19 protein-coding genes and 1 riboswitch are annotated in these 22,612 nt (G+C 60.8%); of the genes, 7 read left to right on the top strand and 12 right to left on the bottom strand.

Translation table 11 applies throughout. The features are described from left to right. Positions 1-222 precede the first annotated feature (222 nt). The 5 genes from PF1751_RS25985 to ahcY form a co-directional block, all read right to left on the bottom strand. Positions 223-2,103, bottom strand: a complete 1,881-nt coding sequence (locus tag PF1751_RS25985) for an RNA helicase RhlE2 (protein WP_010207180.1) — start codon at positions 2,101-2,103, stop codon at positions 223-225. A gap of 221 nt (positions 2,104-2,324) precedes the next feature. Beyond that, positions 2,325-3,116, bottom strand: a complete 792-nt coding sequence (locus tag PF1751_RS25980; RefSeq protein ID WP_021492688.1) for a substrate-binding periplasmic protein — start codon at positions 3,114-3,116, stop codon at positions 2,325-2,327. Between the two features lie 73 nt (positions 3,117-3,189). After that, positions 3,190-4,272 carry a hypothetical protein gene (locus PF1751_RS25975; protein ID WP_044288007.1) on the bottom strand — a complete coding sequence of 361 codons (1,083 nt, stop codon included), beginning with the start codon at positions 4,270-4,272 and terminating at the stop codon, positions 3,190-3,192. A 78-nt stretch (positions 4,273-4,350) separates the two neighbouring features. Continuing rightward, positions 4,351-5,196 (bottom strand): methylenetetrahydrofolate reductase [NAD(P)H], encoded by an 846-nt coding sequence (metF, locus tag PF1751_RS25970; RefSeq protein WP_010207177.1) that lies wholly within the window; start codon positions 5,194-5,196, stop codon positions 4,351-4,353. Between the two features lie 167 nt (positions 5,197-5,363). Next, positions 5,364-6,773: an adenosylhomocysteinase gene (gene ahcY, locus PF1751_RS25965; protein WP_010207176.1), complete on the bottom strand. Its 1,410-nt coding sequence runs from the start codon at positions 6,771-6,773 to the stop codon at positions 5,364-5,366. 21 nt (positions 6,774-6,794) lie between these two features. Further along, positions 6,795-6,901: riboswitch (S-adenosyl-L-homocysteine riboswitch) on the bottom strand. A 198-nt stretch (positions 6,902-7,099) separates the two neighbouring features. On the opposite strand from ahcY, the gene PF1751_RS25960 reads away from it, so the two are divergent. From PF1751_RS25960 to PF1751_RS25950, 3 genes are all read left to right on the top strand, one after another. Next, complete coding sequence (locus PF1751_RS25960) at positions 7,100-7,504, top strand: acyl-CoA thioesterase (protein WP_010207175.1); 405 nt, start codon at positions 7,100-7,102, stop codon at positions 7,502-7,504. A 99-nt stretch (positions 7,505-7,603) separates the two neighbouring features. Then, positions 7,604-9,535 (top strand): patatin-like phospholipase family protein, encoded by a 1,932-nt coding sequence (locus tag PF1751_RS25955; protein ID WP_044288006.1) that lies wholly within the window; start codon positions 7,604-7,606, stop codon positions 9,533-9,535. 71 nt (positions 9,536-9,606) lie between these two features. Then, on the top strand, positions 9,607-10,494 hold the full coding sequence (locus tag PF1751_RS25950) for a formate/nitrite transporter family protein (protein ID WP_010207170.1): 888 nt from the start codon (positions 9,607-9,609) through the stop codon (positions 10,492-10,494). Here the strand turns inward: PF1751_RS25950 and PF1751_RS25945 are convergent. After that, on the bottom strand, positions 10,488-11,747 hold the full coding sequence (locus PF1751_RS25945) for a cation:proton antiporter (RefSeq protein ID WP_042571432.1): 1,260 nt from the start codon (positions 11,745-11,747) through the stop codon (positions 10,488-10,490). The two genes, PF1751_RS25950 and PF1751_RS25945, sit on opposite strands and share 7 nt — an antisense overlap. Before the next feature lie 191 nt (positions 11,748-11,938). Here PF1751_RS25945 and PF1751_RS25940 point away from each other — a divergent pair, with 191 nt between their 5' ends. Next, on the top strand, positions 11,939-12,325 hold the full coding sequence (locus tag PF1751_RS25940; protein ID WP_010207167.1) for an MAPEG family protein: 387 nt from the start codon (positions 11,939-11,941) through the stop codon (positions 12,323-12,325). An 88-nt stretch (positions 12,326-12,413) separates the two neighbouring features. Here PF1751_RS25940 and mltA read toward each other — a convergent pair whose 3' ends face one another. Then, the gene (gene mltA / locus PF1751_RS25935; RefSeq protein ID WP_044288005.1) at positions 12,414-13,598 is read right to left on the bottom strand and encodes a murein transglycosylase A; all 1,185 of its coding nucleotides are present in this window, start codon (positions 13,596-13,598) and stop codon (positions 12,414-12,416) included. A gap of 129 nt (positions 13,599-13,727) precedes the next feature. On the opposite strand from mltA, the gene PF1751_RS25930 reads away from it, so the two are divergent. Next, positions 13,728-14,177, top strand: a complete 450-nt coding sequence (locus tag PF1751_RS25930; RefSeq protein ID WP_042571433.1) for a c-type cytochrome — start codon at positions 13,728-13,730, stop codon at positions 14,175-14,177. A 6-nt stretch (positions 14,178-14,183) separates the two neighbouring features. On the opposite strand, the gene PF1751_RS25925 is transcribed toward PF1751_RS25930, so the two are convergent. The 5 genes from PF1751_RS25925 to PF1751_RS25905 all read right to left on the bottom strand — a co-directional run bounded on the left by PF1751_RS25925 (position 14,184) and on the right by PF1751_RS25905 (position 19,145). Next, positions 14,184-14,579, bottom strand: a complete 396-nt coding sequence (locus PF1751_RS25925) for a DUF1090 domain-containing protein (RefSeq protein WP_010207163.1) — start codon at positions 14,577-14,579, stop codon at positions 14,184-14,186. Between the two features lie 39 nt (positions 14,580-14,618). Continuing rightward, a complete protein-coding gene (gene ligB, locus PF1751_RS25920; RefSeq protein ID WP_031291100.1) occupies positions 14,619-16,283 on the bottom strand; it encodes an NAD-dependent DNA ligase LigB in 1,665 nt (554 codons plus the stop codon). Between the two features lie 95 nt (positions 16,284-16,378). Continuing rightward, complete coding sequence (locus tag PF1751_RS25915; protein ID WP_021492694.1) at positions 16,379-16,729, bottom strand: hypothetical protein; 351 nt, start codon at positions 16,727-16,729, stop codon at positions 16,379-16,381. 210 nt (positions 16,730-16,939) lie between these two features. Continuing rightward, a complete protein-coding gene (gene metK / locus PF1751_RS25910) occupies positions 16,940-18,130 on the bottom strand; it encodes a methionine adenosyltransferase (RefSeq protein ID WP_010207159.1) in 1,191 nt (396 codons plus the stop codon). 19 nt (positions 18,131-18,149) lie between these two features. Further along, the gene (locus PF1751_RS25905) at positions 18,150-19,145 is read right to left on the bottom strand and encodes an ArsR/SmtB family transcription factor (RefSeq protein ID WP_010207158.1); all 996 of its coding nucleotides are present in this window, start codon (positions 19,143-19,145) and stop codon (positions 18,150-18,152) included. A 258-nt stretch (positions 19,146-19,403) separates the two neighbouring features. On the opposite strand from PF1751_RS25905, the gene tkt reads away from it, so the two are divergent. Both tkt and epd read left to right on the top strand, forming a co-directional pair. Beyond that, positions 19,404-21,401 carry a transketolase gene (gene tkt / locus PF1751_RS25900; protein ID WP_021492696.1) on the top strand — a complete coding sequence of 666 codons (1,998 nt, stop codon included), beginning with the start codon at positions 19,404-19,406 and terminating at the stop codon, positions 21,399-21,401. Between the two features lie 140 nt (positions 21,402-21,541). Beyond that, entirely contained in the window at positions 21,542-22,597 is a 1,056-nt protein-coding gene (gene epd / locus PF1751_RS25895) for an erythrose-4-phosphate dehydrogenase (RefSeq protein WP_010207156.1), read from the top strand. Positions 22,598-22,612 lie beyond the last annotated feature (15 nt).

Genomic DNA, 22,612 nt, shown 5'->3' with positions numbered 1-22,612 from the left:
CTGTTTTACCCAAAAAAACCGGATCCTGCGATCCGGTTTTTTTATGCCAGGAATGCAATCAATGCCGGAGCTGGCTTGCCTGCGATTGCATCGACTCGGTGGGCCTGACGCGCCGAGGTGCCCGCATCGCAGGCAAGGCAGCTCCCACCGCTGATTTGTGTTGAGTCAAAAAAAAGCCCCGTCTCGAAAAGAGGCGGGGCGTTTTTTATGGCGCTTTGAAACTCAGCGATTGCGCGTCAGCAGCGCTGGTTTTTCACCACGAGGACGGCCTGGCAGTTGATCCAACTGCTCGGGTGTCGGGAAGCGATCAGCCTTCGACTCCTTGTGGATGATCTTTGGCGCCGGACCACCACGAGGGTTCTGCACGGCTGGCTCGGACGAACGTTGCTGGTCGTCACGGGCCGGGCGGCGGTTGTTGCTGCGCGAGTCTTCGCGGCGAGCCTGGCCATCACGCGGCGCGCCGTTACGCGGGCCATTGCGCTTGGCTGGCGGCGTACCGGTAGTGCCGCCGCTGCTGTTGCGTGGACCATTCTGACGACCACCTTGTGGCTGGCCGCCACGGGGAGCACCTGCGCCAGCGCCCTGTGCCGGGGCGCCTGGGCGACGGCCACGGCCTTGGGCCGGCTTGGCCTGGGGCACGTAGTCGACGCGGTTACCGAAGTTATCCACATCGTCGTCCAGGAACTCGTCCGGAGCACGGTCGGCAGCAGCGCGTGGCGGCTGGCTCGGCTGGCGCTGTTCGCGGGCCGGAGTGCCTTCGCGGGGCTTCTGCTCACGGGCCGGGCGTTCGCCACGGCCGCTGGCAGATTTTTCCTTGCCCTTGTCTTTGCCCTTGTCGCGACGGCCACCGCCACCCCCGCCGCCGTTCGGGCCATCGCCCTTCGGACCGCGTGGGTTGCGCGGGTTGCGCACGTCCGGACGCTCGCGCGCTTCAGGCTTCTCGGCCTCCACGGCGCTGGCATCGAAGCCCATCAGGTCGCCGTCGGCGATTTTCTGCTTGGTCATGCGTTCGATGCTTTTCAGCAGTTTTTCTTCGTCCGGTGCAACCAGGGAGATGGCTTCACCCGAACGACCGGCACGGCCGGTACGGCCGATACGGTGCACGTAGTCTTCATCGACGTTTGGCAGCTCGAAGTTGACCACGTGTGGCAATTGGTCGATATCCAGGCCGCGGGCGGCGATATCGGTGGCAACCAGGATGCGCACGGAACCGGCCTTGAAATCGGCCAGGGCCTTGGTGCGCGCGTTCTGGCTCTTGTTGCCGTGAATGGCGACGGCGGTGAGGCCGTGCTTGTCCAGGTACTCGGCCAGGCGGTTGGCGCCGTGCTTGGTGCGAGTGAAGACCAGCACCTGTTCCCACGCGCCGGCGGTGATCAGGTGGGCCAGCAGCGCACGCTTGTGGCTGGCGGCCAGGCGGAATACGCGTTGCTCGATACGCTCGACCGTGGTGTTCGGCGGCGTGACTTCGATGCGTTCCGGGTTGTGCAGCAGCTTGCCGGCCAGGGCAGTGATGTCCTGGGAGAACGTTGCCGAGAACAGCAGGTTCTGACGTTTGGCCGGCAGGCGGGCGAGCACCTTTTTCACGTCATGGACAAAGCCCATGTCGAGCATGCGGTCGGCTTCGTCCAGCACGAGGATTTCCACGTGGGACAGGTCGACGCTGCCTTGGCCGCACAGGTCGAGCAAACGACCTGGGCACGCGACCAGCACGTCCACACCACGGGACATGGCCTGAACCTGTGGGTTCATGCCGACGCCGCCGAAGATACAGGCGCTGACGAACTTCAAATCGCGGGCATACAGCTTGAAGCTGTCGTGCACCTGGGCGGCGAGTTCGCGGGTGGGGGTCAGGACCAGAACACGCGGTTGGCGCGGGCCGTGACGCTGGGATTTGTCCGGGTGACCATTGGGAAACAACCGCTCCAGAATCGGGAGGGCGAAGCCGCCGGTTTTACCAGTACCTGTCTGAGCCGCAACCATCAGGTCGCGACCTTGCAACACGGCGGGAATGGCCCGCTGTTGCACCGGAGTAGGCTCGGTATAGCCCGCTGCCTCGATGGCGCGGACTAAAGCCTCGGAGAGACCGAGGGAAGCAAAGGACATGAGTAATCCTGTTTTAGTTAGGGCTTGGCCCAAAGGGATAATCTTGCCGGGCGTGAATGGCGCTTAGGGGAGCGCAACCCCGTCCGGTCCTGCTGCGTCTGGCGGGCACTCCACCGGCTCGCGCGGGCTGAAAGCTGCGCTGTAGCGGGGTTGGGTGCCTTTTTCAAGACCTCAGCGGCCGGGCGTGAGCCTGGCGGAAAGGCCGGAGTATAACAGAGCAATCACGGCGCGCTGCTTTCCTGCTGCTCAACGGTGTGTCCAGCGCCCGTAATCGCTTGGATTCCACCATATTTGGCGCTCAATGCGCTATATGCCGGTTCTTGTTTGAAGCGTTTGAGCTCGGCGGCAAAGCGTTGTACCAACAGATCCATGCCCGCGCCACGGCGCACCGCAAGGAACTGCTGCTGGCGGCTGACCACCGCCGGCGCCTGGCTGACCTTGCCTTCCAGGCCCAATGCCTTGATCACATGCTGGCCCACCCTGCGGTCCGTGATCACCAGGTCAATGCGCCCGAGCATCAATTTGCCGAAGTTGGCCTCATGGCTGGGAGCCGGTTCGTGGTTGAACAGCGCTGAATCGCTGAAGTCGGCGCCGTACAGGTAGCCCGGCGACGTGCCGACCGTAAGGCCGCGCAGGTCTTCGAGAGCTTGTACGGGGTGTGGGCGCTCATTGGCGTAGAACAGCACGAACTCCACATCCGACAGTGGTTCGCTGGGATACAGCAGCAAGGCGTCGCGCTCATGGCTGTGGAAAATGTCCAGTGCCCCGTCGGCCTGGCCCTGGTCGAGCATGGCCAGGCAGCGCTTCCAGGGCAGGAACTGCCATTGCACCTCGACGCCCAGGCGTTGGAACACGATCGCCGTGGTTTCGTAGTCCAGGCCGCGCATGGTGCCATTGTCGTCGTACACATAAGGCGCCCATGGCTCGGTGACAATGCGCAGTTTCTCGCCATAAGCGGCCAGGCTCAGGCAAGTAAAGAGGGTAGCGGTCAACAACTTGAGAATGACGGGCATGGCCTGAGGTTACGATGCTCCCGCCCTAAAGAGAAGCTCTGGCACGCGCATCCGCAGGCAGGGCTAGGTGGCGCTATTTGGCCGGCGACGTCATCAAATGCTCATAGATCGCCACGCGGCGCTTGCCGAGAATCAGGCGCACCACGGGGTTGGCGAACCAGTGTTCCAGCTGGTGGGCATCGATCGGGCGTTTCTGGCGTTCTTCCTGGTTCTGTCGGGCCTTGTCCCACCACACCGGGCCACACGCCTGGTCGAATTCATTCTCGTGCTCGTAGCAGCCATAGAGAATTTCGCGGATGAACTGCTGCTGGTGCTTGGGCAATACCAGGGTGATCAGTTTGTACAACAGGCGCTGCAGGCGGGGAGGGCGCGGCAGGTGTGAGGAGACCTGGCGAGTGTCGGCCAGTGCCAGTGCGCTGGTCGGGGCCGCCCCATGCTTGGCGATCCACGCCTTGACCTTGGCGCGAAACAGCTGCTTGCGGCTCCAGTAATGGTGGATCAGGTCCGGGCATTCGCGCACGTTGACGGTGCGATAGGCGGCGATCGACAGGCAGAATTCTTCCAGGGTGTAGGCGCCCTGGGCATGGGGGAACAATTCGTCCATCAACTCGATGGAGCGATCGAGGATATGCGCGTCCTGTTGCGTCAGGCCCATGACCCCGGAGTTGAGGGTCATCATGTCATCGTCGGCCACGCCCATGTCCAGCAGGCGCTGGCGCAGGGCGGTGTAGAGAAGGCTTTCGTGGTTGTCGCCGTACTTGGTGTAGAAGGCGTTGCACAGCAGGGTGCCAGGCTGCACGCGCTCGAACAGGTCCATCGGTGAGTGATGGAAAAAAGTGTCGGTGTCGATCAGCATGGCCACCGGCGATTCTTTCAGCACTTGGCGCAATACCACATGCTTGGTGCGGAAGTGATAGCCGTGGGGCTCGCTCCAGCGTTTACGGGTGGCTTCGTCCAGCGGGCGTACGCGCACTGGCAAAAGGCGATAGGGCTCCGGGTTGTCGCTGAATACCTGGATGTCCACGGCGGCTTCCGGGGTGTCCTGCAGGAAGGCCAGCGCACTGGCGATGCTGAACACCGCTTCCTGGTGGTAGGTCTCGGAGCCGAAGACCAGGTAGACCAGTTGTGGGCGGGAAGTCGTGGGCACTGTATTCATGGACTGCTAGGTTCCGTGGGCATGTAAAACGACGAAGGCCCTCGTAGTGACGAGGGCCTTGGCACAGCCGGACAAACTTCAGCGTGGCAGCTTGAGGTTGTTCCAGATGGCAAGGCTGGGTTCAGCCTGGTTCAGGGTATAGAAGTGCAACCCTGGCGCGCCACCTTGCAACAAATCTTCACACATAGTGCTGATGACCTGTTCGCCGAACGCCTGGATGCTCTTGACGTCGTCGCCATAGGCTTCCAGTTGTTTACGCACCCAGCGTGGGATCTCGGCACCGCAGGCGTCGGAGAAGCGTGCCAGCTTGCTGTAGTTGGTGATCGGCATGATGCCTGGCACGATCGGGATGTTCACACCCATGGCCCGTACACGCTCGACAAAATAGAAGTAGCTGTCGGCGTTGAAGAAGTACTGGGTGATCGCGCTGTCAGCGCCGGCGTTGGCCTTGCGCACGAAGTTTTGCAGATCGTCTTCGAAGTTGCGGGCCTGGGGGTGCATCTCCGGGTAGGCCGCCACTTCGATATGGAAGTGATCGCCGGTTTCTTCACGGATGAAGCTCACGAGGTCATTGGCGTAGCGCAGCTCACCGCTGGCCATGCCCATGCCGGAGGGCAGGTCACCGCGCAGGGCGACGATGCGCTTGATGCCGGCGGCCTTGTATTGGGTCAGCAGGCCGCGCAGGTCGTCCTTGCTGTCGCCCACGCACGACAAGTGCGGAGCGGCGGGAACTTTGACTTGGCTTTCCAGTTGCAACACGGTGTTGATCGTGCGGTCACGGGTCGAGCCGCCGGCGCCGTAGGTGCAGGAGAAGAAGTCGGGGTTGTAGCTGGCCAACTGCGTGGCAGTCGCCATCAGTTTTTCATGCCCAGCATCGGTCTTGGTCGGGAAGAACTCGAAGCTGTAGCGACGGTCTTGGGACATGGTCGTATCCTTGGAAACTCAAAACTGGAAGGCTTACACCGTCAATGTGGGAGCGGGCTTGCTCGCGAATGCAGTGGGTCAGTCATGATTGCTCCGACTGACACTCCGTATTCGCGAGCAAGCCCGCTCTCACACAAGCCCGCTCCGATAGGGAGAGAGCCGGTTACTTAGTAGCGGTAAGCGTGCGGCTTGAACGGACCTTCAACCGTCACGCCGATGTAGTCGGCCTGGGTCTTGGTCAGTTGAGTCACCACGCCGCCGAAGCCGCGGACCATTTCCAGGGCCACTTCTTCGTCGAGTTTCTTCGGCAGTACTTCCACGGTCAGGCGCTCGGCTTTCTGCGCAGGCGACAGGTCGGCGTACTTCTGGCCGAACAGGAAGATCTGCGCCAGTACCTGGTTGGCGAACGAGCCGTCCATGATGCGGCTTGGGTGGCCGGTGGCGTTGCCCAGGTTAACCAGGCGGCCTTCGGCCAGCAGGATCAGGTAGTCGTCGTTCTGTGGGTCGAAATCACCAGCGCCGGTGCGGTGAACCTTGTGCACCTGTGGCTTCACTTCTTCCCATGCCCAGTTCTTGCGCATGAAAGCGGTGTCGATTTCGTTGTCGAAGTGACCGATGTTGCAGACAACGGCGCGCTTCTTCAGGGCTTTGAGCATGTTCGCGTCGCAAACATTCACGTTGCCGGTAGTGGTCACGATCAGGTCGATCTTGCCCAGCAGGGCCTTGTCGATGCTGGCTTCGGTGCCGTCGTTCTGGCCGTTGATGAACGGCGAAACCACTTCGAAACCGTCCATGCAGGCTTGCATGGCGCAGATCGGGTCCACTTCGGAGACCTTGACGATCATGCCTTCCTGACGCAGGGACTGGGACGAACCCTTGCCCACGTCACCGTAGCCGATCACCAGGGCTTGCTTGCCCGACAGCAGGTGGTCGGTGCCGCGCTTGATGGCGTCGTTGAGGCTGTGACGGCAGCCGTACTTGTTGTCGTTCTTGCTCTTGGTCACCGAGTCGTTGACGTTGATGGCCGGGATTTTCAGCTCGCCCTTGGCCAGCATGTCCAGCAGGCGGTGCACGCCAGTGGTGGTTTCTTCGGTCACACCGTGGACGCGGTCGAGGATCTGCGGGTACTTCTTGTGCAGCAGCTCGGTCAGGTCGCCGCCGTCGTCGAGGATCATGTTGGCGTCCCATGGCTTGCCATCTTTGAGGATGGTTTGCTCCAGGCACCACTCGTACTCTTCTTCGGTTTCGCCTTTCCAGGCGAACACGGCGATACCGGCAGCAGCGATAGCGGCAGCGGCCTGGTCTTGAGTCGAGAAAATGTTGCAGGACGACCAGCGTACTTCGGCACCCAGGGCAACCAGGGTTTCGATCAGCACGGCAGTCTGAATGGTCATGTGGATACAACCGAGGATCTTGGCGCCTTTGAGCGGCTGCTCAGCGGCGTACTTGCGACGCAGACCCATCAGGGCAGGCATTTCGGATTCGGCGATGAATGTTTCGCGACGGCCCCAGGCGGCGAGGGACATGTCGGCGACTTTGTAGTCGTTGAAATCTGCAGGCGTGTTTACTGCGCTCATGAAGAGCCTCCATTCGTAGTGTGCGAATGGGCGCCGTTGTGCGTTTAGTATCAGGCCAGGTGGACCAGGCCGGACAACGCCCCATCCGAGCCTGACAGGTTGAACCTGCTGCAGCGCCCCTCGGACAGGTGGCGGGAGAACGGTATCAACCAGAGATGACCGTTTTGAAACGGCGCCGATTATAGCCTTGTGCGCCAGACTTCCCAAGCCTTTCCGTCGGCCATATGAAGATCGCTGATGGGGTTGATAGGCAATGGCACATAGAGCTTGGGCCCACGCTCTGCCATGATGTTGCCCATCATTCGGCAAGACGCTTTGGAGTGACCATGAACTTCCACACCCGCAAATGGGTAAAACCTGAAGACCTCAACCCCAACGGCACCCTGTTCGGCGGCAGTCTGCTGCGCTGGATCGACGAAGAAGCGGCGATCTACGCCATTGTGCAACTGGGCAACCAGCGCGTGGTGACCAAGTACATCTCCGAAATCAACTTTGTCAGCGCCTCGCGCCAGGGCGACATCATCGAGCTGGGCATCACCGCCACCGAGTTCGGTCGCACCTCTATCACGTTGACCTGCGAAGTGCGCAATAAGATCACCCGTAAAAGCATCCTCACAGTAGAGAAAATGGTGTTCGTCAACCTGGGTGAAGACGGTTTGCCGGCACCCCACGGTCGCACCGAGATCCGGTACGTGAAGGATCAGTTCAAGGACGATAGCCTTCCCGAGTAACCCCGCAGTGGGGTGATTTGCTTTACCAAATCATTCCGTGCGGATCTTTCGCAGGCGCTCTCATCACTCAGGGCCACATCCCGTAGAGAGAGCCCGTGCATGAAAGTGTTTAATGCAATCGCCACACTCCAACCCTCATTGAATAAAGAGGCCTTCTCCCCGACCCATCAAACGGTGGAGACGCCTCTGGTGGAGGGGGTTGGTGCGCGCAATGTGACGCTTCTGCGTGATCACCAGGGCCGGGTAGACGTATTTTTATCGGCACCCGCCGTTACCAGCCTTGTACTCAGTGGGGGTGGCGCCAAGGGCATTGCTTTCTCGGGGGTGGTGCGGGCACTTGAGGATGCTCAGAAGCTGCAAGGTATCCAATCGATCTCCGGTTCATCTGCCGGTGCGATTTCAGCGGCACTGATTGCCAGTGGTATGGGGGCGCAAGCGTTCGACAGGTTGTCGGACAGCATCGATTTGCCCAGCCTGCTGAACAGCAAGGACGCCGTGACGGCCTGGATGCAGGATGCCAGTTCGACACTGGGCAAACTGGTCGGTCGCTTTCCCGGCGCTGCCGGCAATATTTCTCAGTTGCTAATGACCTTGCTGCCGCGCCTGCAGACCGAGGCATTACCCCTTGAAGAAGTGATCCGCAACGAGTCGCGCCAGTCGATTCTGGAGCATATCGCGCAAACCCCTCGGGAAACCCGGCCGGGCGAAGTCATGCGCATTGCTGACAAATTGAGTGCCGGTGCCGCCCCTACGTTTGGCGATCTTGACGTGTTGAGCCGGCATATTCCTGCGATCAAGCAGCTCAACATTACCGGCACCGGCATGTTTGCTGGCCGTCCGCAGTTGGTGGTGTTCAATGCCAGCCTGACCCCGCAGATGGATATCGCCCGGGCGGCGCATATTTCCGGCTCGTTGCCGCTGGTGTTCAAAAGCCCGGAGGAGCGAGGGCATGGTTTCCAAACCTCAACTGAAACCACCGCGTTCAAGGACGGCGGCATGCTGCTCAATACACCGGCGCCAGGTGTGGTGGATCGGGCATTTCCCGAGAGTCCCCTGACCAAGTCTGAGTCCTTGATCGTCAAGTTCGAGTCCGACGCGGCTGATGCGCGAACGCGCAGTGGCAGTTTTTTCAGCAGCTTGGCAGACCGCATCACCGGTGTTCCGCATTCGGCTGCGGGAGCCTTTCAGGACAAAAAGCTTGAGGCGTTCGCCGAGCAGATCGTGACATTGCCCCTGAAGACGGAAAAAGGTGATTTTCGAGGCCTGCTAACGGGCACGGTCAACTTCACAATGCAGGATGAGCATAAGCAACATCTGCAGGCGAAGGCGCGCCAGGCGGTAGGCGCGCATCTGGAGCGTCGCAGCACCGCGCTTGAGCGCCACTCGTTCCAATCGCTGGATGACGCCGTGTTGGCCATGGACGATGCAATGCTCGCCAGTGTGCAACCAGCGCTGCAAAAAGATCCCGCCGCCGCGGATGTGCTGACGTTTCGCAAGAACGCCCAACAGGCGTTGCACGCCCTGGATGGCGCGATTATCGAAGCCAACCAGGCGAAGGGCGCGCTGGTGTTCACGCCGAAAATCTTATCGGCCCTGCGTAACCTCGACGCTCTGGCCCGGCGTCCCGAGCAAATCGATTGGTTGGGGCGGCGTCTCAATGTCGCCAGTCAGCGCAATTTCCAGCAGTTGTTGCAAGTGGCAGCCAAGCAGATCGCGTCGGGCGCCTTGCCGATGTCCAAGGTCATTGGCAGCGCTGTCGCTGAGATGAGCGCGCGTGATATTGCGATGAAAGCTGAAAGCTTCACGCGGGAGGTGATCTACCCTTCGCTGTTTCGGCCGGGCCAGCCCGACGCCAATGTAGAGCTGTTACACCGTGCGGCCCAGGATTTGGCGTGGTCTTCCACGCCCACTGAATTCAACCGAGTGCTCGATACCATCAGCGACCGCTACAAGGCGCGCAACAAACCCTGGGACCGGATGTCCAGTGCCACCACCGTGGAGCAGGCCAAGGCCTGGCGTGTGCAGGTTTAGTTGCCTGGCCACTGAACAGCCATTGCGGCGGCGTGTCGTAGCTACAGGCACCCCTTGGACTCTGGATGATCATGACCACCGACGAAGCAGGCAAAACCCCCAACCTGTCGCAGGAAGAGCAGCACGACGTGGACAAAAACCAGCCGCCCCGTGCGGCGGTGTTGCATGAAATCATCCGCACCCAGGGTGACCAGGAGCTGGAGCGCAGTGTCGCCGCGTTGTGGTGGTCCGCATTGGCTGCCGGGCTGACCATGGGGTTGTCGCTGATGGCGATGGGGTTGCTCAACTCCCGTCTGCCGGAGGGCGAAGCCTTCAAGGTGATCGCCAGCTTCGGTTACTGCGCAGGCTTCCTGGCGGTGATCCTCGCGCGCCAGCAATTGTTCACTGAAAATACCCTGACCGCCGTGTTGCCGGTGATGAGCAAACCCACGCTGGGCAACGCGGGGCGACTGTTGCGGCTATGGACGGTGGTGCTGGTCGGCAACCTGTGCGGCACCCTGCTGGTAGCCTATGTGATGTTGCACCTGCCGATCTTCGATACCAAGACCGACCTGGCCTTCCTCGAAATCGGTCGCAAGATCATGGAGAACGATGCTGGCCAGATGTTCGCCAAGGGCATCATCTCCGGCTGGATGATTGCGACCATGGTGTGGATGATCCCGTCGATGGAAAGCGCCAAGATGTTTATCATCATCTTGATCACTTACCTGATGGCCCTGGGGGATTTCACGCATATCGTGGTGGGTTCGGCGGAAGTGTCGTACCTGGTGTTTGCCGGCGAGCTGGCATGGAAGGACTTCTGGCTGGTGTTCGCCGGCCCGACCTTGGCAGGCAATATCATTGGCGGCAGCTTTATCTTTGCGTTGATCAGTCATGCGCAAATTCGCAGCGAAGGCAGCCTGCCGGACAAGAAAGCTGCGGACCCGAGGCATCCGCAGCAGATCAGCAAGGATCAGTGAGTGTCCGGCGCAGCCTGGGGCTCGTCCCGGGTCACGCGCTTGACCAGTTTGCCGATGCTCAACCCCTGCAACAGGATCGACGAGAGCACCACGATGTAGGTGATGCTCAGCAGCAGGTCACGCTCCGGGCCCAGCGGCAGTGCCAGAGCCAACGCTACCGACACACCACCGCGTAAGCCGCCCCAAGTGAGGATGCGGATGGTGCCGCGTGGCACCGTGCGCCAGCGCCGTAGCAGCAGGATCGCCGGGGCCACCGTCAACAGGCGCGACAGCAGGATCGCCACGGCCAGCAAGCTGGCGGCGAACACGTGCAGCCAATTGAACGGCAACAACAGCAGTTCCATGCCGATCAGGGCGAACAGTAGGGCGTTGAGCATGTCATCGAGCAACTCCCAGAAACCGTCGAGGTAGCGACGGGTCATGTCGTTCATCGCCAGCTTGCGGCCCAGGTTGCCGATGATCAGGCCGGCTACCACCATCGCAATCGGTGCCGAGACGTGCAGTTCGGTGGCCATCGCCGAGCCGCCGATCACCAGGGCGAGGGTCAGCATCACTTCGATCTGGTGCTGCTCGATGCTCTTGATCATCAGGTAGACCAGGTAGCCGATCAGGCCGCCGAACGCCACGCCGCCGATGGCTTCATGGGCGAATAGCATGGCGGTGGCGCCGACCGTGGGGGTTTCGCCCAGTTGTGCGATGCCCAGCAGTACGGTGAAGACCACGACTGCGGTACCGTCGTTGAAAAGTGATTCACCCACGATGGTGGTTTTCAGTGGTTTCGAAGCATTGGCCGTACGCAATACACCCAGCACGGCAATCGGATCGGTAGGTGAAATCAGCGCGCCGAACAGCAGGCAGTAAAGGAAGCTCACGTGCCAGCCGAACAGGGCAAAGATGTAGTACGCCAGGCTACCGATCACCACCGTCGCGATCAGTACGCCAAAGGTTGCCAGCAGGCCGATGGGCCAGCGATAGCTGCGCAGGTCGTTAAGGTTTACGTGCAAGGCGCCGGCGAACAGCAGGAACGACAGCATCCAGTTCATCAGCAGGTCGCCGAAGTCGATCTGGCCGATCAACTGCTGGATGCGCTCTTCCAGGCCAGGGTAGCCGAGAACGCTCAACCCTTGCAGGATCAGCGAAAACACCAAAGCTGTGACCATCACACCGATAGTGGGCGGCAGGCCGATAAAGCGGAAGTTCACATAGGTGAGCAGGGTGGTGAGGCAGATAAAGGCGGCGACAAGTTCAAGCATCCGGGGTCCTTGGAGTTGGGTGGCAGTGCGTTATTGGGTGGATGGACCGCACCTGTGGCGCGATGTTGCAAGGCATTGGCTAAAACGCCATAGAACCTTTGGGCGAGCCAGGGCTCATAGCGGTGAGTGCGGTTTGGTATTTTTAGTGCTAAAACTCTAATCGCTGTTTAAAACTACAAAAGGAATGTGTGATGACGGTGGCTTTCTGGTGTGTGTTGATCGCAATTTTTCTACCTTACCTGTGCACGGGTGTGGCCAAGTTCAGCGGTGGCAAGTTCGGTCCACGGCAGAACCACGACCCCCGCGCGTTCCTGGACACCCTTGAAGGGTTTGCCAAGCGTGCCCACAGTGCCCAGCTCAACAGTTTTGAAGTCACACCGGCCTTCGCGGCCGCAGTGATCATTGCGCACCTGGCCGGTACGGCCGAATTGGTGACCATCAATGTGCTGGCCGTACTGTTTATCACCAGCCGCCTGCTGTACATCATCTGCTACCTGGCGGACTGGGCGATGCTGCGGTCGCTGGTGTGGTTCGTGGGGATGGCGTTGATTGCGAGTTTCTTCTTCGTATCGATCTAAAGGTCGAGCGGAGCCCCTATGGCGCGGGCTATTGTGGCGAGCGGGGCAAGCCCGCTCACCACAATAAACCGAGTTTGGCAGAGCGCTTTCAGCTCCCGACAGGTGCATCCGGCACGTGCGGCAATGCTGCGCCCTTGGGCCACAACATCCAGATCTGCCCCTGCTGCTTCATGTTCCCCGCCAGTTCGCCGGCCGTATCACCGGTACCCCAGAACAAATCCGCACGCACTTCACCCGTGATCGCACCACCGGTGTCCTGTGCGGCGACGGGCCGTATGATCGGTGAACCGTCTGGCTTGGTAGTCGACAGCCACAGCAGGCTGCCCAAAGGAATCACCTTGCGATCCACCGCCACGCTGTAGCCGGCGGTCAGCGGCACGTTCAAGGAGCCGCGCGGGCCTTCGTTGCTGTCGGGGCGCGCGCTGAAGAACACATAGCTGGGATTGCTCGCCAGCAGTTCCGGGATACGCTGCGGGTGCGACTTGGCCCAGGCGCTGATGGTACCCATGGTGACGTCTTCTTTCTTCAACTCGCCTTGTTCCACCAGCCAACGGCCGATCGGGCGATAGGGGTAGCCGTTCTGGTCGCCATAACCGATGCGCAGTTGGCGCCCTCCGGCCAGTTGGATGCGGCCAGAGCCCTGGATTTGCAGGAATTGCAGGTCCATCGGGTCAGTCAGCCAGGCGATTGGTTTGGCTGTTGAGCCCTGGCCGTTGATGACGCTGGCATCGTCGTAAGGCTTGAGCACGCGACCTTCCAGGCGACCGCGCAGGCGCTTGCCCTTGAGTTCGGGGTAGATACTTTCCAGGTTGACGATAATCAGGTCGTCCGGCACGCCGTATACCGGCACGTTGGCTTTGGCGGTCTTGGTCAGGCTTCCGGGGTAGACCGGTTCGTAGTAGCCGGTGATCAAGCCGTTCGGGGTGTTGTCAGCCGAGCGTAGGCCGAACACATCCAGGCGTTCCTTGAGAAACCCGCGCACCGCCACGGCATTGCTCGGCACCGTCGCGGCTGCCGCACAGGTCGCGCCCCACACCGGGTCGGCCTTGAGGCGCTGGCAGGCGCTGCGCCAGGACTCAAAACCCGCCAGCAGGTCGCTGTCGGACACTGCCGGCAAGGCTTCCCATGGCGCACTCACATAGGTGGCGACAGCGTGGGGTTTCGACGTTTCGTCTTTGGCTGTTTCTTTGCCCGCGTCGCAGCCAGCCAGCAGCGCGATCATCGGCAGGGCCCACGCCAGGCGGCGGCCCCAGGGTTTCAACGTGACATTCATACAAACAATTCCTGAAGCGATTGCCCGCGCCACAGCGCTGTTTGGCAACCCTTATTATTAATAGGGCTATTGGTCTTTACGGGCGGGGCGAGGATACTGGCCGCCGTTTCCCGTGACCTCGAAGCCACCATGACTTTTAAAAAACTGACCGTTGTATTGCTGGCCTGCCTGACACTGTCCGCCTGTGGCGGCGTGGATCCGAATTCGCCGCTGGGCCAGCGCAAGGCGATCTTCAAGCAGATGCTCAAAACCGGCGAAGACCTGGGCGGCATGTTGCGCGGGCGGATCCCATTCGACGGCGCTAAATTTGCCGAAGGCGCAGTCAGGCTGGACGCGTTGTCCCATGAGCCTTGGAAGCATTTTCCGAGCGTGCGCGAAGAAGATCACACCAGTGCCAAGGATGATGTCTGGCAAAAGCAGGCGCAGTTCCAGCAACTGGCCCGCGACCTTGAAGCGGCCACCGGTGAATTGGTGATCGCCAGCCAGGTTCAGCCATACAAAGCGAGCAACCTGGGGCCGGCAGTGCAGAAAGTCGAAGATGCCTGCAGCGCATGCCATAAGCAGTTCCGAGACCACTGACCGGTTTTACTGGTCGAGCTCTTCCACCGCGTCCTGCAGTTCTTTGCGGGACTCGGCGAGTTTGTCCTTACGTTTGTTGATCTTGTCCGCGTCACCTTTTTTCATGGCCTTGTCGAGGTCGGCCTGACGGCGGCTGACTTCATGCTTGGCATCAAGCACCTTGTTTTCCCGTTCCTTCTTCAAGGACGCCTCGGTGCAGTTGGCGGTGACTTCGCTCAAGGCTTTTTCCAGACCGGCTTGCTGGGCGCTGTTGCCGTGCGCCTTGGCCTGTTCGATCTGGGTGCTGATGGCTTGGCGCTTGGCGGCGCAACCGGTGAGCTGCGGGGCTTCTTCGGCGGCCAGCAGGGGGGTGGCCATGAAGCTTGCGACGGTCAACAGGGCAAAGGGGGCTAGAAATTTCATGTGGGACTCCAAGGTCGCAATCTGATGGTCGGCTCGGGTTCAAAACCCATCGATGCCGGCCACGCGTAATGTGTCTGCCAAGGCCTGTACTTGCGGGTCGCGGAAAAAGGCGCTCAGTTGCGCCGCGCGGCCCGGGCCGATGCCATCGATGGCCAGCCAGGCCTGGGTGTCTCTGGCGACCAGCGTCTGCCAGTCGCCTTCCAGGTTGTTGCGTGCCGCGGGTGGTACGCCCAAGGCTTTGAGCCATTGTGCAAAGGACCGCTGTCGTGCGCTGTTGAGGCTTTCGAGCACTCGCGTACGGCTGCTATCACCGAAGCCCTCAATGTTAGCAAGCTCTGCCACATCCAGGGTTAACCAATCGAGAAAGCTTGCGATTAGACCGGCCTGGATCAATACGTTCCAAGTCTCGCGACCTATGTGCGGTAACGCCAGGCCCTGATTGCCGCTCAACCAGGTGAGGCGCGCCAGCAGTTGCTCTTCGCAGCCTGGGTCCAGTTGCCAGCAACTCAAGGCATGAAAGTCCCGAGGGTCAGGTGCCGCCAAGTCGGCCCTATGAGCATTTCGCAGGATGACCTCGTCCAGTCGGGGGATCACCTGGCCCGCAAGGCTGATGGAGACCTGGTCGCCAGGGCGGATATCCAGCGTTTGCCAACGCTTCAATGACCCGGCGCTCACACGACTGATCTGGCGGTCATCCAACTGCACCGGTTCCAGCTCAAGCATGGGTGTGATGCGTCCGGTGCGACCGATCTTGAATCGTACGTTGCGCACCAGCGCCAGGGCTTTGGCCGCCGGATACTTCCAGGCGACCGCCCAATAAGGTTCGCTGGCCTTCCATCGTCTGGCGGGCGGGCGCTGTGCCTGGTGCAACACCACCCCATCGCTGGCGAATGGCAGTGGATGGTTGTACCAATACGCGCGCCAGTGCGTGGCTTCGGCGATATCCCGAATGGGCTGACTGTAGCGTCGGCTGTCGGTAAAACCCCAGCGTGCCAATGCGGCCAAACGCTCGGTAAACGACCCCGGACCCTCGGGCCATGCCCATACGAACAGACCGATGCCGGCGGCGTCGGCGTCGCTCAATTCGAGGCGGTTCATCAGCCCGGCCACCTTGCTGCGGGCATTGAGCCCTCCGTTTGCCGATTGCACGTGGTCGTCGAGGTGCCAATAGAGTTCGCCTTGCAGCACCAGGTCGATGGGCTCCGGCAACTGCTGGACAATGCCGGGGATCCTGCGCGCGGACGCCGACCAGTCGTGGCCCATCAGGCCATCGCCCCGGCTGATGACTTGGCGCAGGCGACCTTGTCGATACACCAGGGTCACCGCCACACCGTCCACCTTGGGTTGAATCCAGACATCCTGGCGTGTGCTCAGCCAGGCGCCGACTGCCTGTTCATCCAGCAGTTTCTCAAGGCCCGTATGGGCAATGGGGTGGCGTAGGGTGCCGCGTGAGCTCGCCAGGGGGTTGTCGGGTTTCGGGGGGGACTCAGGGAAGCACCGGCGCCAGTGGGTCAGACGTTGGCGCGCCTGGTCATAGAGTTCGTCGCTGACGGGGGATTGGTTGAGGCGGTGGTAGCTGTCGTCCCAGAGGCGTATCTGTTCGGTCAGTGTGTTGACCTGTGCCCGGGCTGTGTCGGGACACTCTTCGGCCCACCCCCTGAAGGGTAAAATGCTGAGTAAAAGCGCTAGCAGTAAAGGCATCATGAGCATCCTTGCTCGGAAAGGGTGCCCAGCCTAAATGATCCGATCGGCCACAAAAAAGCCCCGACGCTGCGGGGCTTTTTACTGGGTATTTCTATTTACTTGAACAGACCGCCCAGGGCCTTCACGGCGTCTGGTTTATCGGCCTTCGCCTCTTGAGTTTGCTGCTTCGCGTCGGCTTTTGCCTGGGCTTCAGAAAGTTTGTTGCAACCTTTGTTGATCTGGTCTTGCGCGGCTTTGAAGGCCTTCACCTTCATGGTGTCCTTCTGGGCTTCAGCTGCATTGATCTTGGCTTGCAGATCGGCTGCTTGTTTCTGGCAATCGCCAGCGTTGCCGCCACCCAGTTGGGCGCTCAGGGCACCACTCAATGCGCTCAGGTCGGCGGCGTTTACCGGCAGGGCGAACAGGCTGAAGAGAAGGGCGGCAGGGGCGAGCGTGGAGATGCGCATGAAAAACCTCAATGTTCGATTGCCTGCGCGTTTGTCTGTCTCGGGCTGGCGCAGGGCAATATCCAAATAAGGTAAAGGGCCCGAGAGGGCGCGGATTCTAGAGGGCCATCATTAGGCCTGCAAGGTTTGGATCCAAAAAACGTGAAGATCATCGCGCAATAAAAAGCCCCGCCGGAATAACCCGGCGGGGCTTTTGTGCATCGAGAGCGATTACAGGCCGGCGGCAATCCGCAGGTCGTTGGCGCGGTCGGTTTTTTCCCAGGTGAAGGTGGTGAAGGTGTCGTCGCCGACGGTCTTCTGCGCTGGGGTACGACCGAAGTGGCCGTAGGCTGCGGTTTCCTGGTACATCGGGTGCAGCAGGTCGAGCATGGTGGTGATCGCGTAAGGGCGCAGGTCGAAGATCTCACGCACCAGCTTGACGATCTTGTCATCGCTGATCTTGCCGGTGCCGAAGGTATTCAGCGAGATCGACGTAGGCTGGGCTACACCGATTGCGTAGGAAACCTGGATCTCACAACGCTCGGCCAGACCGGCCGCGACGATGTTCTTGGCCACGTAACGACCGGCGTAGGCCGCCGAACGGTCAACCTTGGACGGGTCTTTACCCGAAAACGCACCACCGCCGTGGCGGGCCATGCCACCGTAGCTGTCGACGATGATCTTGCGACCGGTCAGGCCGCAGTCGCCCACTGGGCCACCGATGATGAACTGGCCGGTCGGGTTGATGTGGAACTGGGTGTCCTTGCTCAGCAGTTCGGCCGGCAGCACGTGCTTGACGATAAGCTCCATGACGCCTTCGCGCAGGTCGGCGTAGGACACGTCCGGGTTGTGCTGGGTCGACAGCACGACCGCGTCGATACCCACCACCTTGCCGCCTTCGTAACGGCAGGTCACCTGGGACTTGGCGTCCGGACGCAGCCACGGCAGCAGGCCGGATTTACGGGCTTCGGCCTGGCGCTGTACCAATTGGTGCGAGAAAGTGATCGGCGCAGGCATCAGCACGTCGGTTTCGTTGCTGGCGTAGCCGAACATCAGGCCTTGGTCGCCGGCGCCTTGATCTTCAGGCTTGGCACGGTCGACACCCTGGTTGATGTCAGGCGATTGCTTGCCGATGATGTTCATCACGCCGCAGGTCGCGCCGTCGAAGCCGACGTCGGAGCTGTTGTAGCCAATGTCGGTGATCACGTCACGCACCAGCTGTTCCAGGTCAACCCAGGCGGAAGTGGTCACTTCGCCGGCGATGATCGCTACGCCGGTTTTCACCAGGGTCTCGCACGCCACACGGGCGAACTTGTCTTCAGCAATGATGGCGTCCAGCACCGCGTCAGAAATCTGGTCGGCGATTTTGTCCGGATGCCCTTCAGACACGGACTCGGAGGTGAAAAGGGAGTATTCGCTCATCTCGATGTTTTCCTGATATTTACCGATGGTGAGTGTCGCCAGCCGGTCGCTGAAAATGGCGGACCTGGATCTGGAAACCATTACGTAAACCTACATAGAGGCTTTCCCCGGGAACGAGTCCCGCAGCGGTGGCCCAACGGGCCAGATCATCCTGTTCAAAACCCAACCAGAGATCACCGCAGGCCTCCCTGGCCCAATTCTGGTTGTGGCTGCATAAATCTGTAACCAACAGGCTACCGCCGGGGTGCAGCAGCCCGGCCATTTGCTTGAGGGCGTCGGCGGGTGCGGCGAAATGGTGCAAGACCATGTTCAGCACCACGCAGTCGGCCTTTAACGCCGTGCTGTTCAATGCGTCGGCCAGTTGCAGGCTGACATTGCCCAGTGACTCGCGCTCACAAAGCTGACGCGCCAGTTCCAGCATCGCCGGGCTGTTGTCCAAGGCTGTGACTTGCTGAAAGCGCCGCGCCAGCTCCGGCAGGAAACCGCCATCGCCGGGGCCGACTTCCAGTGCCGTGGCCTCTTCACTGAAGCTCAGCTTGTCGAGCAACGCCAATACGCTGTCGCGGTATTGGGCAAGACCGGCAATCAGGTCTTGCTGGGCGCGAAACTTCTCGGCAACCCGTGCGAAAAAATCCTGACTCGCGGCAGCGCGCTGCCCATGGACCTGGCCGATGCGCGACTGTACGTCGCCTGGCAGGCTGAGGTTGTCCACTTCTTCGAGCAGGGCAGCGTGCAGTTTGCCGCCCAGCAGTTCGGTATGGGGCAGCGCACGGCGGTAGAAAATCGCATTGCCTTCACGGCGGGTGGCTACCAGGTCGGCCTGGGCCAGTACCTTCAAGTGGTGACTCATGCCCGATTGGCCGATGGCGAAGATCTGTGCCAGTTCCAGTACGCCGAAGGAATCGTTGGCCAGTGCGCGCAACACGTTCAGACGCAACGGATCGCCAGCGGCCTTGCACAAGGCTGCCAGTTCATCGCCGTCGTCGGGGCGCAGTGAGGGCATAGGTAGATTCATAAGGCCAGCAGTCTAGTGACGGGTGGAGGGCATCGCAAGGTCAATATCAAAAAGTTTTGATATTGATCGATAAGTGGTGGTTATAAGCCGCCGCTATAACTGTTAGACGAACCGGTTAAAGGTTTCTGCAAGGGATTGATGCCCAAAGCACAGGAAAAACGTCCTCAAGTGACTATCTGTCATTGCCCGCAGGCGGTGGCTGAGGGAAAATGCCGGTCCTTTTTTCCGTTTCTTTTCAGCAAACCCAGGAGATCAGCGATGCCCAGCCGTCGTGAGCGTGCCAACGCCATTCGTGCACTCAGCATGGATGCCGTGCAAAAAGCCAACAGCGGCCATCCCGGTGCCCCGATGGGCATGGCGGATATCGCCGAGGTGCTTTGGCGTGACTACCTGAAACACAACCCGAGCAACCCTTCGTTCGCCGACCGTGACCGCTTCGTGCTGTCCAACGGCCATGGCTCGATGCTGATCTACTCGCTGCTGCACCTGACCGGCTACGACGTCACCATCGACGATCTCAAAAGCTTCCGCCAGTTGCACAGCCGCACTCCGGGTCACCCTGAATTCGGCTATACCCCAGGCGTCGAGACCACCACCGGTCCCCTGGGCCAAGGCCTGGCCAATGCCGTTGGTTTTGCGCTGGCCGAGAAAGTCCTGGGCGCGCAGTTCAACCGTACAGGCCACAACATCGTCGACCACCACACCTACGTATTCCTGGGTGATGGCTGCATGATGGAAGGCATTTCCCACGAAGTCGCTTCCCTGGCCGGCACCCTGGGCCTGGGCAAGCTGATTGCCTTCTACGATGACAACGGCATCTCCATCGACGGCGAAGTCGAAGGCTGGTTCACCGATGACACCCCTAAGCGTTTCGAAGCCTACAACTGGCAGGTGATCCGCAACGTCGACGGCCACGATCCGGAAGAAATCAAGACCGCCATCGACACCGCCCGCAAGAGCGCGCAGCCAACCCTGATCTGCTGCAAGACCACCATCGGTTTCGGTTCGCCGAACAAGCAGGGCAAAGAAGACTGCCATGGCGCCCCACTGGGTGACGCGGAAATCGCCCTGACCCGTGAAGCATTGAAGTGGAACCACGGCCCGTTCGAAATTCCGGCCGACATCTACGCCGAATGGGATGCCAAGGAAAAAGGCCTGGCCACCGAAGCCGAGTGGGACCAGCGTTTCGCAGCCTACTCCGCCGAATTCCCTGAGCTGGCCAACGAGCTGGTCCGCCGCCTCGCCGGCGACCTGCCTGCCGACTTCTCGGAAAAAGCCTCGGCCTACATCGCCGAAGTCGCGGCCAAGGGCGAGACCATCGCCAGCCGTAAAGCCAGCCAGAACACCCTGAACGCGTTTGGCCCATTGCTGCCTGAGATCCTCGGCGGTTCGGCCGACCTGGCCGGCTCCAACCTGACACTGTGGAAGGGCTGCAAAGGTGTTTCGGCTGAAGACGCCAGCGGCAACTACATGTACTACGGCGTACGTGAGTTCGGCATGAGCGCCATCATGAACGGCGTGTCCCTGCACGGCGGCCTGGTGCCTTACGGCGCGACCTTCCTGATGTTCATGGAATACGCCCGTAACGCCGTGCGCATGGCTGCGCTGATGAAGAAGCGCGTGATCCACGTGTATACCCACGACTCCATTGGCCTGGGCGAAGACGGCCCTACGCACCAGCCGGTCGAGCAATTGACCAGCCTGCGTACCACGCCAAACCTGGACACCTGGCGTCCAGCCGACGCGGTGGAATCCGCCGTGGCCTGGAAACACGCCATCGAGCGCAAGGACGGCCCTTCGGCGCTGATCTTCTCGCGTCAGAACCTGCAGCACCAAGTGCGTACCGACGCACAGATCGCCGACATCAGCCGTGGCGGCTACGTGCTCAAGGACTGCATCGGCGAGCCGGAGTTGATCCTGATCTCCACGGGTTCCGAGGTGGGCCTGACCGTCCAGGCGTACGACAAGCTGACCGCCCAGGGCCGCAACGTACGCGTTGTGTCCATGCCGTGCACCAGCGTGTTCGAAGCCCAGGACGCCGGCTATAAGCAATCGGTCCTGCCATTGCAGGTCAGTGCGCGTATCGCCATCGAAGCGGCTCACGCCGACTACTGGTACAAGTACGTGGGCCTGGAAGGCCGTGTGATCGGCATGACCACCTACGGTGAGTCGGCGCCGGCGCCAGCATTGTTCGAAGAGTTCGGTTTCACCCTGGAAAATATCCTGGGTCAGGCTGAAGAGCTGCTGGAAGACTAAGCTGTAGATTGAGGTGGCTGTACTGGCCTCTTCGCGAGCAAGCCCGCTCCCACATTGGAATGCATTTCAACTGTGGGAGCGGGCTTGCTCGCGAATGCGGTCTAACAGCTACCCTTTTACCCAAGGTAATCGAGAACCCCATGCCTCAACCGCGTCGCTACAAAGTTGCACTCAACGGCTACGGCCGCATTGGTCGTTGCGTCTTGCGTGCTCTGTTCGAGCGAGGGGCGGATGCCGGGTTTGAAATTGTTGCGATCAATGATCTTGCCGACATGGCGAGCATCGAATACCTGACACGCTTTGACTCCACCCACGGCCGCTTTCCCGGCGAAGTGCGGGTCGAAGGCGATTGTCTGCACATTAATGGCAACTGCGTGCAGGTCTTGCGCAGTGCCACCCCCGAAGGCATCGACTGGACGGCATTGGGCGTTGACCTGGTGCTGGAATGTTCCGGTGTCTACCACACCCGTGCCGATGGCCAGCGTTTTCTCGACGCCGGCGCACCCCGTGTGCTGTTTTCCCAGCCGATGGCCAGCGAGGCAGATGTCGACGCCACCATCGTCTACGGCATCAACCAGGACTGCCTGACTGGCGATGAACTGCTGGTGTCCAACGCCTCCTGCACCACCAACTGCAGCGTGCCGCTGTTGCGTCTGTTGGATCAGGCGATCGGCCTGGACTACGTGTCGATCACCACGATTCACTCAGCGATGAACGACCAGCCGGTCATCGATGCCTATCACCACGAAGACCTGCGCCGTACGCGCTCGGCGTTCCAGTCGGTGATTCCGGTATCCACCGGCCTGGCGCGCGGCATTGAGCGACTGTTGCCGGAACTTGCCGGGCGAATCCAGGCCAAAGCCGTACGGGTGCCGACGGTGAACGTGTCCTGCCTGGACATCACCATGCAAACCGTCAGCGACACCGATGCGACGGAGGTCAACCGGATCCTGCGCGACGCCGCCACCAGCGGCCCGCTCAAAGGCCTGTTGGCCTATACCGAGTTGCCCCACGCCAGTTGCGATTTCAACCATGACCCGCATTCGGCGATTGTCGACGCCAGCCAGACCCGCGTTTCCGGCCCAAGGCTGGTGAATATCCTGGCCTGGTTCGACAACGAATGGGGTTTTGCCAACCGAATGCTGGATGTTGCGGAACATTATCTGCACATCGCCTCTAAACAACCTCAACAGTAATTCAGGAACTGCGAC

It is taken from the genome of Pseudomonas simiae (genome assembly GCF_000934565.1).
Classification (GTDB): domain Bacteria; phylum Pseudomonadota; class Gammaproteobacteria; order Pseudomonadales; family Pseudomonadaceae; genus Aquipseudomonas; species Aquipseudomonas simiae.
Note: the sequence above shows the minus strand (reverse complement) of the source record. Positions and strands in the feature narration are given on the sequence as shown.

Excerpts from the sequence above, each read along its gene's own strand:
- PF1751_RS25985 (WP_010207180.1), bottom strand. The coding sequence starts at position 2,103 with ATGTCCTTTGCTTCCCTCGGTCTCTCCGAGGCTTTAGTCCGCGCCATC.
- PF1751_RS25980 (WP_021492688.1), bottom strand. The coding sequence starts at position 3,116 with ATGCCCGTCATTCTCAAGTTGTTGACCGCTACCCTCTTTACTTGCCTG.
- PF1751_RS25975 (WP_044288007.1), bottom strand. The coding sequence starts at position 4,272 with ATGAATACAGTGCCCACGACTTCCCGCCCACAACTGGTCTACCTGGTC.
- metF (WP_010207177.1), bottom strand. The coding sequence starts at position 5,196 with ATGTCCCAAGACCGTCGCTACAGCTTCGAGTTCTTCCCGACCAAGACC.
- ahcY (WP_010207176.1), bottom strand. The coding sequence starts at position 6,773 with ATGAGCGCAGTAAACACGCCTGCAGATTTCAACGACTACAAAGTCGCC.
- PF1751_RS25960 (WP_010207175.1), top strand. The coding sequence starts at position 7,100 with ATGAACTTCCACACCCGCAAATGGGTAAAACCTGAAGACCTCAACCCC.
- PF1751_RS25955 (WP_044288006.1), top strand. The coding sequence starts at position 7,604 with ATGAAAGTGTTTAATGCAATCGCCACACTCCAACCCTCATTGAATAAA.
- PF1751_RS25950 (WP_010207170.1), top strand. The coding sequence starts at position 9,607 with ATGACCACCGACGAAGCAGGCAAAACCCCCAACCTGTCGCAGGAAGAG.
- PF1751_RS25945 (WP_042571432.1), bottom strand. The coding sequence starts at position 11,747 with ATGCTTGAACTTGTCGCCGCCTTTATCTGCCTCACCACCCTGCTCACC.
- PF1751_RS25940 (WP_010207167.1), top strand. The coding sequence starts at position 11,939 with ATGACGGTGGCTTTCTGGTGTGTGTTGATCGCAATTTTTCTACCTTAC.
- mltA (WP_044288005.1), bottom strand. The coding sequence starts at position 13,598 with ATGAATGTCACGTTGAAACCCTGGGGCCGCCGCCTGGCGTGGGCCCTG.
- PF1751_RS25930 (WP_042571433.1), top strand. The coding sequence starts at position 13,728 with ATGACTTTTAAAAAACTGACCGTTGTATTGCTGGCCTGCCTGACACTG.
- PF1751_RS25925 (WP_010207163.1), bottom strand. The coding sequence starts at position 14,579 with ATGAAATTTCTAGCCCCCTTTGCCCTGTTGACCGTCGCAAGCTTCATG.
- ligB (WP_031291100.1), bottom strand. The coding sequence starts at position 16,283 with ATGATGCCTTTACTGCTAGCGCTTTTACTCAGCATTTTACCCTTCAGG.
- PF1751_RS25915 (WP_021492694.1), bottom strand. The coding sequence starts at position 16,729 with ATGCGCATCTCCACGCTCGCCCCTGCCGCCCTTCTCTTCAGCCTGTTC.
- metK (WP_010207159.1), bottom strand. The coding sequence starts at position 18,130 with ATGAGCGAATACTCCCTTTTCACCTCCGAGTCCGTGTCTGAAGGGCAT.
- PF1751_RS25905 (WP_010207158.1), bottom strand. The coding sequence starts at position 19,145 with ATGAATCTACCTATGCCCTCACTGCGCCCCGACGACGGCGATGAACTG.
- tkt (WP_021492696.1), top strand. The coding sequence starts at position 19,404 with ATGCCCAGCCGTCGTGAGCGTGCCAACGCCATTCGTGCACTCAGCATG.
- epd (WP_010207156.1), top strand. The coding sequence starts at position 21,542 with ATGCCTCAACCGCGTCGCTACAAAGTTGCACTCAACGGCTACGGCCGC.